General features: G+C 69.5%; 9 protein-coding genes and 1 pseudogene. 6 read left to right on the top strand and 4 right to left on the bottom strand.

Going from position 1 to position 11,428, the window contains the following annotated elements:
* Nucleotides 1–205 precede the first annotated feature (205 nt).
* From ACIA5C_RS17460 to ACIA5C_RS17450, 3 genes are all read left to right on the top strand, one after another.
* Nucleotides 206–691 (top strand): adenylate kinase, encoded by a 486-nt coding sequence (locus ACIA5C_RS17460; protein WP_396055583.1) that lies wholly within the window; start codon nucleotides 206–208, stop codon nucleotides 689–691.
* 112 nt (nucleotides 692–803) lie between these two features.
* The gene (locus ACIA5C_RS17455) at nucleotides 804–4,589 is read left to right on the top strand and encodes a GH92 family glycosyl hydrolase (RefSeq protein ID WP_396055581.1); all 3,786 of its coding nucleotides are present in this window, start codon (nucleotides 804–806) and stop codon (nucleotides 4,587–4,589) included.
* A 13-nt stretch (nucleotides 4,590–4,602) separates the two neighbouring features.
* Nucleotides 4,603–5,016: a PPOX class F420-dependent oxidoreductase gene (locus ACIA5C_RS17450; RefSeq protein ID WP_396055579.1), complete on the top strand. Its 414-nt coding sequence runs from the start codon at nucleotides 4,603–4,605 to the stop codon at nucleotides 5,014–5,016.
* A gap of 13 nt (nucleotides 5,017–5,029) precedes the next feature.
* Here the strand turns inward: ACIA5C_RS17450 and ACIA5C_RS17445 are convergent, their stop codons facing one another.
* Complete coding sequence (locus tag ACIA5C_RS17445; protein ID WP_396055577.1) at nucleotides 5,030–5,950, bottom strand: LysR family transcriptional regulator; 921 nt, start codon at nucleotides 5,948–5,950, stop codon at nucleotides 5,030–5,032.
* Nucleotides 5,951–6,032: 82 nt separating this feature from the next.
* Here ACIA5C_RS17445 and ACIA5C_RS17440 point away from each other — a divergent pair, with 82 nt between their 5' ends.
* Both ACIA5C_RS17440 and ACIA5C_RS17435 read left to right on the top strand, forming a co-directional pair.
* Entirely contained in the window at nucleotides 6,033–6,911 is an 879-nt protein-coding gene (locus ACIA5C_RS17440; protein ID WP_396055575.1) for an alpha/beta fold hydrolase, read from the top strand.
* Complete coding sequence (locus tag ACIA5C_RS17435; RefSeq protein WP_396055573.1) at nucleotides 6,908–7,621, top strand: DUF899 domain-containing protein; 714 nt, start codon at nucleotides 6,908–6,910, stop codon at nucleotides 7,619–7,621. The genes ACIA5C_RS17440 and ACIA5C_RS17435 overlap by 4 nt, the downstream gene beginning before the upstream one ends.
* Nucleotides 7,622–7,654: 33 nt before the next feature.
* On the opposite strand, the gene ACIA5C_RS17430 is transcribed toward ACIA5C_RS17435, so the two are convergent.
* From ACIA5C_RS17430 to ACIA5C_RS17420, 3 genes are read right to left on the bottom strand one after another with little or no spacing between them, the layout of a single operon-like run.
* The gene (locus ACIA5C_RS17430; protein WP_396055571.1) at nucleotides 7,655–8,191 is read right to left on the bottom strand and encodes a hypothetical protein; all 537 of its coding nucleotides are present in this window, start codon (nucleotides 8,189–8,191) and stop codon (nucleotides 7,655–7,657) included.
* Between the two features lie 3 nt (nucleotides 8,192–8,194).
* Entirely contained in the window at nucleotides 8,195–9,172 is a 978-nt protein-coding gene (locus ACIA5C_RS17425) for an RNA polymerase subunit sigma-70 (protein ID WP_396055569.1), read from the bottom strand.
* A complete protein-coding gene (locus tag ACIA5C_RS17420) occupies nucleotides 9,162–10,616 on the bottom strand; it encodes an MFS transporter (RefSeq protein ID WP_396055567.1) in 1,455 nt (484 codons plus the stop codon). Before ACIA5C_RS17420 ends, ACIA5C_RS17425 begins: the two co-directional genes overlap by 11 nt.
* A 163-nt stretch (nucleotides 10,617–10,779) precedes the next feature.
* Here ACIA5C_RS17420 and ACIA5C_RS17415 point away from each other — a divergent pair.
* Nucleotides 10,780–11,244: pseudogene (locus ACIA5C_RS17415) on the top strand (sigma factor); the annotation flags it as partial.
* Nucleotides 11,245–11,428 lie beyond the last annotated feature (184 nt).

Raw genomic sequence — 11,428 nt, 5'->3', positions numbered from 1 at the left:
GCAGCCCACGCCCATTCATCTGGACCAAGACTGCCGAAGAGATCCTCGAATCACTCGCACGGTTTTGCCAACGAATTTACGGCGCACCACACTAGGTCCACGCCGTCACCTTAGGGATAAAGCGGGGGCGCTGGGAAGCGCGCGTGGGTAGGGTTCCAGCCGTGCAGCGGGTCCTCGTTTACGGCGTCACCGGCTCGGGAAGTCGGTGCTCGCCCGCCGGGTGGCCGCACGGCTCGGGTTGCCCTACGTCGAGGTTGACGAGCTGACCTGGGAACCCGGGTGGGTTCCGGTCGCCGACGAGATCCAACGCGAGCGCATCATGGCAATCTGCGCCGGTGACCGCTGGGTGCTCGACCATGCGTACGGGAAATGGCTGGATGTTCCGCTGGCCCGCGCCGACCTCGTGGTCGGTCTTGACCTTCCGCGGCTGGTGTCGCTGACCCGGCTCGTGGGGCGCACGCTGAGGCGCATCGTCCGCCGGACGCCGACCTGCAACGGCAATGTGGAATCGTTTCGCGAGATCTTCCTCAAGAGCGACTCGATCCTGCTGTGGCATTTCAAGTCGTTCGCCGGCAAGCGCGCGCGGATTCGTCGCTGGGCCGCCGATCCGTCGTTTCCGTCGATCGTGGTGTTGCGGTCGTCGGTCGACGTCGAGCGATGGGTGGCGTCGCTGGACCCCGGCCCGCCGTAGGCGTTCGCGGCCGGCAACTCGATCTTCCCCTTATGACATCGATGTCAGGTTGGCCTTGCCCATTGATTGATTGACAGGTAACGATGTGTCTTTCCGGCCTTTCGGAGGACACATGAGACGGCCACGACGGGTCGCCGCGGCGGCGGCTCTGAGTCTGGTGGGAGCGTTGATGATCGGGGCGCCCGCGCGGGCCGCGGGCGGCGCCGCGGCGTTCGACAGCTCGTTCGAGAGCGGCCAGCCGCAGCCTACGTGGACGGACACCAGCGAGCGTGTCGACGGCGTGGACGGGAACGTGAGCACCGGGCAACCGGGCAGCCTGCGCGACCACGTGACGGCGATTTCGGTGAACGCCCAGCCCAACTCGGGCGAGGGCGGCAACAACCTCAACGACGGTGATGCCGCCACCAAGTGGCTCACCGATCAGACGGATCCGGCCTGGGCGCAGTACACGCTCGACGCGCCCGCGACCGCCGTCAAGTACTACCTGACCTCGGCGAACGACGCGCCCGAGCGGGACCCGAGCGCCTGGCAGCTCCAGGGCTCGGCCGACGGCACCGCGTGGACCACGCTGGACAGCCGAACCGGCCAGGACTTCGCGGAGCGGTTCCAGACCAAGGCGTACGACATCGCCGGCCCGGGCAACTACAGGTATTACCGGCTCTGGATCACCGCGCACGACTCCGGCAACCTCGAGCAGCTCGCCGACTTCGAGCTGGCCGACGCGAACACGACCCCGCCCCCGGCCGGAGCGGTGCCCAGCCGCGTCGGCAACGGCCCGGCCGGGTCGCCGACCGCGAAAGCGGGCGCCGGCTACACGGGCCTCAAGGCGTTGACGTTCAGCGGCCGTCACACCGCGGACGGACGCGGGTACGCGTACAACAAGGTCTTCGCCGTCCACGCGAAGGTGGGCCGGGACACCCAGCTGTCGTACCTGGTGTTCCCCGAGTTCAACCGCGGTGACCTCAGCAACCCGGCGACGTACACCGCGGTCGACCTGCACTTCACCGACGGGACGTACCTTTCCCAGTTGAACGCCGTCGACCAGCACGGCATCGTCGTCAGCCCGCAGGCCCAGGGCGCGTCGAAGACGCTCTACACCGCGCAGTGGAACCAGCGGACCTCGCGGATCGGTGACGTCGCCCGAGGCAAGACGATCGACCGGGTCCTGGTCGGGTACGACAAGCCGAGCGGGCCGACGACCTTCCGGGCCTGGTTCGACGACATCAGGATCGCCTCGGTGCGCGAGCCCGGAAGAAAGGCCCACCTGTCGGACTACGCCGACACCCGGCGCGGCACGCTGAGCAGCGGCGACTACTCGCGGGGCAACAACTTCCCGGCGACCGCGGTCCCGCACGGCTTCAACTTCTGGACGCCCGAGACCGACGCCGGCTCGACCAGCTGGCTCTATCAGTGGTCGCGGCAGAACAACGCCGACAACCGGCCGACCATTCAGGCGTTCGCGGCCAGCCACGAGCCCAGCCCGTGGATGGGTGATCGGCAGACGTTCCAGTTCATGCCGTCGCCGGCCGACGGCGTGCCCGACGCCGACCGGGCCGCGCGGGCACTCCCGTTCAGCCACGACAACGAGATCGCGAAGCCGTACTACTACGGCGTCACGTTCGACAACGGGATGAAGACCGAGATCGCGCCGACCGACCACGCGGCGCTGTTCGAATTCAGTTTCCCCGGCGACAGCGCGAATGTGCTTCTGGACAACGTCAACAGCAACGCCGGGCTCACCATCGACGCGCCGGGCAACGCGATCAGCGGCTGGTCGGACGTCAACAGCGGGTCCCTCTCGGCGGGTTTCACCCGCATGTTCCTGTACGCGACATTCGACAAGCCGATCGTCTCCGGCGCCATGCTGCCGACCGGTAACCGCCCGTCGACCGGGTACGTGAAGTTCGCCGGCCGGACGGTCACGATGCGGGTCGCCACCTCGCTGATCAGCGTCGACCAGGCCAGGCACAACCTCGACCTGGAGATCCCGCGCGCCGCCACCCTCGATCAGGTGCGCGACCAGGCCCGGAGACTCTGGGACGCCAAGATGCACACGATCGAGGTCGAGGGCGCATCGCCGGACCAGCTGACGACCCTGTACTCCAACCTGTACCGGCTGTTCCTCTACCCGAACTCGGCCTTCGAGAACACCGGCACCGACGCGAAGCCGGTCTACAAGCACACCGTGCAGTCGGCGGTGACCAGCCCGGCCAGCACGGCGACCGAGACCGGCGCGCCGGTCAAGGACGGCAAGGTGTACGTCAACAACGGCTTCTGGGACACCTATCGCACCACGTGGCCGGCCTATTCTCTGCTCACCCCGGGCGACGCCGGCCAGATGGTCGGTGGCTTCGTGCAGCAGTACGAGGACGGTGGCTGGATTTCGCGCTGGTCCTCCCCCGGATACGCCAACCTGATGGTCGGAACCAGCTCGGACGTCGCCTTTGCCGACGCGTACCAGAAAGGGGTCAAAGGTTTTGACCCGGAAACCGCCTATCAGGCGGCGCTGAAGAACGCGACCGTCACCCCGCCGAACGACAATGTGGGCCGCAAGGCCCTCGCGACGTCGATTTTCAAGGGTTACACGCCGAGCGACGCCACCGGCGAGGCGATGTCCTGGGCGATGGACGGCTACATCAACGACTTCGGCATCGCCAACATGGCTTCCGCGCTGGCCCGGAAAACTGGCGATGCGCGCTATCGGGAAGAGGCCGAGTACTTCCGGAACCGGGCCCAGAACTACGTCAACATGTTCGACCCGGCCGTGAAGTTCTTCCAGGGCAAGGACTCGAACGGTAACTGGCGCCGCACCCCCGACCAATACGACCCGCGAGTGTGGGGCTACGACTACACCGAGACCGACGGCTGGAACATGGCCTTCCACGTCCCGCAGGACGGGCAGGGCCTGGCCAACCTGTACGGCGGCAAGGACCAGCTGGCCAAGAAGCTGGACGCGTTCTTCGCCACCCCGGAGACGGCCACGTTCGTCGGCTCGTACGGCGGAACAATCCACGAAATGCTCGAGGCCCGCGACGTCCGCATGGGCCAATGGGGTTTCAGCAACCAGCCGTCCCACCACATCCCCTACATGTACGACTACGCCGGTCAGCCGTCCAAGACCCAGGCCCTCGTCCGTGAGGCATTGTCCCGGCTCTATCTGGGCAGCGAGATCGGCCAGGGCTATCCGGGCGACGAGGACAACGGCGAGATGAGCGGCTGGTACATCTTCAGCGCGCTCGGCTTCTACCCGCTGCAGATGGGCAGCCCGAACTACGCGATCGGGTCGCCGCTGTTCACCAAGGCCACGGTCCACCTGGAGAACGGCCGGAAGATCGTCGTCAACGCACCTCGGAACAGCGCGACGAACGTCTATATCCAGAACCTCAAGGTGAACGGGAAGACCTACAACTCGACCGCGCTGCCGCACTCGCTGCTCGCCAACGGGGCGACGCTGGACTTCGCGATGGGCCCGCACCCGTCGTCGTGGGGCAGCGACGGCCCGCCGGCGTCGATCACCAGCGGCTCGGCGGTCCCGAGCCCGCTGCGCGACCTCACCGGCCCCGGCATCGCCAGCGAACCGGCCCTGGTCGACGACACCAGCGCCACCCGGGCCACCCTGACCGGCGACTTCACCTACACCTTCGACAACGCCGGCGAGAATGCCACCTTCTACACCCTCACCTCGTCCGACACGACCGGGACCGACCCGACGTCGTGGACGCTGAAAGGATCGTCCGACGGCGTCACGTGGACGACGATCGACCGGCGCAGCAACCAGGCCTTCGACTGGCGCCTGCAGACCCGGCCGTTCAAAATCGCCAAGCCCGGCCGCTACAAGTACTACGCCCTGTCCGGTGTGACCGGCAGCTCGCTGGCCGAAATCGAACTACTGGGCTGACTAGAGTGACGGCATGTCCGACGATCAGCTGTGGAATGCCGTCCTGGCAACGAATCTGGGGACGCTCGCGACCATCAAACGGGACGGGCGTCCCCAGCTTTCCGACATCAACTACTGCGCCGCACCGGGTCTCATCCGGATCTCGACCCGCACCGCCCTGGCCAAGGCGGCTAACCTCCGGCGCGATCCGCGCGCCAGCCTGAAGGTCACGGCCCCGCAGGGGTACGCGGTGGTGGAGGCGACGGCGGAGCTCTCGCCGCCGTCGGCCGCCCTCGACGACCCGACGGTCGAGGAGCTGATCGAGGTCTACCGGCTGATCGGCGGCAAGGAACACCCGGACTGGGACGAATACCGCCGGGCGATGGTCGCCGACGGCCGCCTGGTGGTCCGCCTCCACGTCGAGCGCCTCTACGGCTGGGTCATGTGACCCGGCGGCCGGATCAGCGTTCAGCGGCGGCGGCGGGTCCGCCCCAGCCGGTGACGAGCCGGCTGGTTGTCTCGATGAACGCGTGTACCCGGCCGGTGCGTTCGCTGGAGCGCCAGGCCAGGCCGAACTCGAACGGCGGGGCGTCGGTGAGCGGGATGAAGACGACGTCGGGCCGCGGGTGGTAGCGGACGTTGTGTGCCGCTACCGGGCAGATGCCCTGGCCCGCGGCGACCAGGGCCAGTAGTTCCTGGAACGTGGCGACGGCCGGGCCGCGTTCGATGGGCCGGCCGTCCGGAGTCGACCAGGGAAGGTAGCTGGCCAGCCAGTCCGCGGGTGGGGTGCCGGCGGGCCGGAAGGTGTGGTCGCCGGCGAGGTCGCCGAGGTGGACGGCCGCGCGCCGGGCCAGCGGATGGCCGGTCGAGACGGCAAGAACCCGGGGCTCGGACAGCACGACCGGTCCCGTGTCGATGCCCGGCTCGGCGACGGGTAGCTGGGTGAGCAGCAGATCGACCTCGCCGTCCCGCAGCGGCCGGCAGGGGTCGTCGATGTGCGTCTCCCGGAGCCTGATCTCCAGTCCGGGATGGCTGACGCGGATCGCCGTTGCCACCTCCAGCACGACGCGTCCGGCCACCGGACCGAGGAAACCGACCTGTAGCACACCCGTGGTGCCGCGCCCGGCGGCCTGCGCGCGGGCCAGGGCCTCGTGCACGGCGTGGTGGGCGGGGCGCAGGTCGTCCAGCAAACGCTCGCCGATCGGGGTCAGCGCGACCCGCCGGGTGGTGCGATCGAACAACGGGCTGCCGACCCGCCGTTCCAGCTTCCTGATCGTCTGGCTGACCCTGGCCTGGGACAGGCGCAGGCGTTGCGCCGCGCGGCCGAAGTGCAACTCATCGGCCACGGCGAGGAAGGCTTCGATCTCCTGCCAGTCCACCATCACGCCCATTATTCAGCCCGGCTTATCAACCGTGTCCACCTTCGCCGTTGATCAGCGGCCCGCGCTGGGCGAGCGTGCAGGGGTGACCGATTACGACATTGTCCGGATCGACGGAGCGGAGCGCGTCGACCTTTGCGTGCAGACCCTGGGCCGGCGTGGTGACCCGGCAGTCCTGCTGATCGGCGGTGCGAGCCGATCGATGGACTGGTGGGAGGTGGCCTTCTGCGAACGACTGGCCGGGGCATCGCGGCTGGTCATCCGCTACGACCACCGCGACACCGGCAGCTCGACCTGCTACCGGCCGGGTGTCCCGGGCTACGGCTTCGCCGAGCTGGCCGCCGACGCCGTCGGCGTGCTCGACGCCTACGGCCTGGACCGGGCACACCTGGTCGGCCTGTCCATGGGCGGCCAGCTCGCCCAGGTGGCCGCCATGTATGCCCCCGAACGGGTCGCCTCACTCACCCTGATCGCCACCAGCCCCGAGCCGAAGGCTCCCGACCTGCCACCGACCACCGACCCGCTGCAGGCCCATTTCGACACCGCCACGGCGCCGGACTGGTCCGACCGGGCGGCCGTGATCGACTACGTGGTCGCGCAGGACCGGGCCTACGCCGCCGACTGGACCGCCGGGGAAGCGGCCGCCGCCCACGACCGGGCCGCCACGGCGGTGGACCGCTCGGCGTGCGTCGAGGCCAGTCACACCAACCACTACGCGATGCGAGGCCACGACCGCTGGCGGGACCGGCTGCGCGGCCTCTGCGCCCCGACGCTTGTCATCCACGGCACCCACGACCCGCTGTTCCCCGTCGAACACGGTGTCGCGCTGGCCGCCGAGATCCCGGACGCCCGGCTGCTGCGACTGCCGGGCGTCGGGCACGAACTGCCGGACCGCTGCTGGGACACCGTCGTCCCGGCCATCGTCGACCACACCACCCCGGACAACCGAGAGGACCCCCGATGAAGCACCGGATCGGAACCCGCGAGGAATGGCTGACCGCCAGCCGCGCCGTGCTCGAACTCGAGAAGCAGCACAGCCGAGCCGGCGACCGGCTCGCCCGCATCCGCGGCGACCTGCCCTGGGTGCCGGTCACCAAGGAATACACGTTCGCGACGACCCAGGGCACAAGAACCCTGCGCGACCTGTTCCACGGCCGCTCGCAACTGCTCGTCAAGCATTTCATGTTCGGGGAGAACGCCGACGCCGGCTGCCCGAGCTGCTCGCTGACCGCCGACCACTGCAACGCCGCCGTACCGCACCTCAACGCCCGCGACGTGACGCTGGTCAATGTCTCCCGCGCACCGCTGGCCAAGCTCGAAGCCTATCGGCGGCGGATGGGCTGGACCTTCGACTGGGTCTCCTCACTCGGCAGCGACTTCAACTACGACTACGGCGTTTCCTTCACCCCGCAACAACGGGCCGACGGCGCCGACTACAACTTCGCCCCCCTGGCCCACCCCGCCGCCGAACTGCCCGGCATGAGTGCCTTCGCGCTGGAGGACGACACCGTCTACCACACCTACTCCAGCTACGCCCGGGGCGCCGACGCGATGATCAGCGCCTATCAGCTGCTCGACCGCGCACCCCACGGACGACGCGAGGCCGGGCTGCCCTGGCCGATGGCGTGGGTCCGCCGGCACGACGAATACGCCGGGCACACGACGGCGTGCTGAGGTCGCCCGGAACGCTGGAGCGGCCGCCGGCGATCAGGTTGCGCCTTTTCGCCGGCGGCCGAACAGGGCCAGCAGCCGATCGAGATCGGTGTCCTCGCCCGGGCCGGGAGGGCGGGGACGATCGAAGAGACCGGTGCGGTCCACGTTGCCGAGCACGATCGGCGCGTACGTCAGCAGGGTGCTCGCCAGTTTGCCCGGCGGCAGCATTCCGCATCCGGTCGACTCGCTGATGTCCCACGCGTGGATCGTCAGCTCGAATGCCCCGGTCAACGCCGCCAGCTCGAGATCGGCGTGGTTACCGGGCACGCTTCTCAGTGCGAGCAGAAGTTGGTGGATCCGTTGTCGCGCCCGTGTCCGGCAGTCGGGGTCCGCCGACGGTCCGGGACGACCGCCGACCGAGCTGATCAGCAGGTCCGCCGAGTCCGCGACGTGGCTGATCAGGGTGCCGAGATCCCAGAGCGCGCAGGGGGTGGCGCGGGTGGGCCGGACGTCGGTGACGCTGTCGAGACTGACATGCATCAGGACGGCGGAACGGGCCAGCAACGTCAGCGGCTGCGAAGATCTGGTCACGGCTCACTCCGCGGGGAGCGACAGCTCGAACCCGAAGGCCGGGAAGAGCTGCCGGTCCAGGAACACGGTTATCTGGTTGATCAGGCCGCCATGGGCCTCGACAACCTGGATGCCGTGGGCGGCATAGGTGGCCTCGGCGGTCCGGGTGTACGTGGCCAGAGCCGGGTAGCCGTTCGCGGAGGTCACCAGGGCTCGTCGCCGTCCGGTGAAGACGCGGCGCCGGTGGTGATCTATCACCGCTTCCCGCCCGGTGAACCAGGTCTTGATGGGCGGCATCTCGAAGCGCACGTCCTCGGCGAGCAGCCGAGCCAGGGCGGCGGTGTCGGCCGTCTCGAAGGCCTGCAGGTACCGCGCGAGGAGGCCGGCGTCCAGCTCAGGTGTCGGCACGACCCGGTCGGGAACCGGCTGGTCGGCAGCCAGCGTGAGCCGGGCCCGCTGAAGCAGGCTGCGCACCGTGGTGACGGTGACGTCGAGCAGCTCCGCCGCCTCGGCCGGCGTGTACTCGACGACGTCGACCAGCAACAGCGCCGCACGCTGCCGGGCCGGTAGTCGCTGGAAGGCGGCCACCAGGGCGAGCCGGGTGGTGTCGCGCAACGCGACGATCGATGCGGGGTCGGCTGGGTGCCGGGTGAGCTGGGCCGTCGGTGCCGGTTCGAGCCAGGCGATGTCGTCCAGGCGCCGGAGGTCGGCGGACTCCGAGTCGGCGGCACCCGTACCCAGTCCGGACGGCAGCACGCGGCGGTGGGTGCTGCCGAGCGCGGTGAGGCAGGTGTTGGTGGCGATGCGGTACAGCCAGGTGCGGAGGGAGGAACGGCCGTCGAAGTGGTGGTAGCCGCGCCAGGCCCGCAGCAGGGTCTCCTGGACCAGGTCCTCGGCGTCGTGTATCGATCCGACCATCCGGTAGCAGTGGGCCAGTAGTTCGTCGCGGTAGGGGTCGGCGAGGCCGGCGAAGCCGTCGGCCGGTGTGCGGTCAGTGGACACCGAGTTCCTCCTCCTCCGCGGCGGGCATCGGCTTCACGACCGCGGCGGGCACGGCGGATGCTTGCCGCCGACCGGGGGCCGGCAGTCCGCTCGCCGCACCGGCGAACGCCATCACCGCTGCCGCGATCATGGCAGCGGAGAACCCGTCGGCGAAACCGAGCGGCGAACGATCGCTGCCGTGCGCGGCGAAGACCGCGGCCAGGATCGCGACGCCGAGTGCGCCGCCGAGCTGCCGCACGGTACTGAAGGTGCCGGCCGCCTTGTTCATCGAGGCCACCGGAGCCGAACTCATCACGGCGCTCTGCTGCGCGGGCATCGCCATCGACGTGCCGACCCCGGCCAGGACGAGTGCGGCGACCGAGGAACCGTACGGGTCGTGGTCGTGGGCGGTGACCGCGAGCCAGACCAGCCCGGCGCCTTGCAGGGTCAGCCCGGCGCAGATCAGCCAGCGGGGCCCGATGCGGTCCTGCAGGCGCCCGGCAACCGGGGCGATGAAGAACAGCGGCACCGTCCAGGGCAGGAACCGCAGACCGGCGCCGAGCGGTGAATAGCCCAGCGCGATCTGCAGATACTGGGCGAGGAAGAACACGGTGCTGAACAGCGAGGCGGTCAGCAGCAGGGAGGACAGGTTGCCGGCGGCGAAGGCCGGAACCTTGAACAGCCGCATGGGCAGCATCGGCGCCTCGGTCCGCAGTTCCCACCCGACGAACGCCACCATCAGCAGGCCACCGCCGATCAGCGCGGCCAGCACTTCGGCGCTCGACCAGCCCGCGGGGCCGGAACGGACCAGGCCCCACACGATGCCGAACATCGCACCGGCGATCAGGACGATGCCGGGCAGGTCGGTCCGGCCGGGGTTGCCCTTGATCTCGGTGAGCTTGGCGGCGGCGAAGGGCAGGACCAGCGCGATGATCGGTAGGTTGATCCAGAAAATCCACTGCCAGGCGATACCTTCGGTGACGGCGCCGCCGATGAGGGGGCCGCCGACGACGGCCAGGCCGGTCACGGCGGCGTAGATGCCCATCACCGCGCCCCGCTTGTGCGGCGGTGTGGCGGCGGTCAGCAGCGCGAGGGCAGCCGGCGATATCAGCGCGCCGCCGGCGCCCTGCAACACCCGGGCGGTGATCAGCAGGCCGACGTTCGGGGCGATCGCGCAGGCGGCGGAGGCGAGGGCAAACACGATCAGGCCCAGCACATAGGTACGTTTCCGGCCGATCCGGTCGCCGAGTTCGGCGGCCGGAACCATCAGGGCGGCGAAGCTCAGACTGAAGGCGTTGACGGTCCACTCGAGGCCGGCCATCGAGGCACCGAGGTCGTCGCGGATGGTTTGCAACGCGGTGGCGACGACAAGCTGGTCGAGAGCCACGATCAACGCGGCGGCAGCCGTGATCACGAGCACCCAGGCGAGCGACGCGCGCGGCTTCACCAGCGCAGTGGCGGTCATGAGGAAGTCCTTCCGATCGGCGGGTCGCTGATATGGACTCGTCCGATCGGCTGTTTTCACCGCCGCACGCCCGGCATTCTGTGGCTTTCCGGCGGTCATGCAACCGGCGCCCACGTCGGCGGGTTATGAGGGCAGGACCAACCCGTAGCAACACGGAGGGCATGTGCGCGACGCCGACGGCTTCGACGAGTTCTATCGCGGCACGCGCGTCCGCGTTCTGCAGTTCCTCTACGCGGCCGGCGGCGATCTCGGCGAGGCGCAGGACGCCGCGCAGGAGGCGTACACCCGGGCCTGGCAGCGCTGGGCCAGCGTGGGTCGCAGCGCAGATCCGGAAGCGTGGATACGCGTGGTCGGCTGGCGAATCATCGCCAACGGCTGGCGCAAACAGCGCGGCCGGCTGGTCGCCTACCGGCGTCACGGACTGCCCGATCCGACCCCGGCACCGGGCGAGGACACGGTCGCGTTGATGGCTGCGCTGAAAGTCCTCCCCAGCGAACAGCGCATCGCTCTGGTACTGCACCACCTTCTCGACCTGCCGGTGGCCGCGATCGCGACGCGGCGCTGGGCGGTCGCCGCCGCGGCGGTGGGTGTCGCGGTCGCCGTCACCGGCGGGGCGTTTCTGGCCGGCGATCGGCGGAGCTCGGCGCCGGCCGGCCCGGGCGTGACGATGCAGTTGCCGCTGGACGCCATCGCGGCCGCACCGTCGGGCCCGTTCTTTGCCATCGCGCACACCTGTGGCACCGGCAATTGCTCCGAAGGGCGGCATTACACCCTGCTGCGCAGCATCGATCTAGCACGGAGCTGGACCACGG

It is taken from the genome of Actinoplanes sp. NPDC051343, assembly GCF_044455125.1.
GTDB lineage: Bacteria > Actinomycetota > Actinomycetes > Mycobacteriales > Micromonosporaceae > Actinoplanes.
This window is presented reverse-complemented; position numbering and strand designations above follow the sequence as displayed.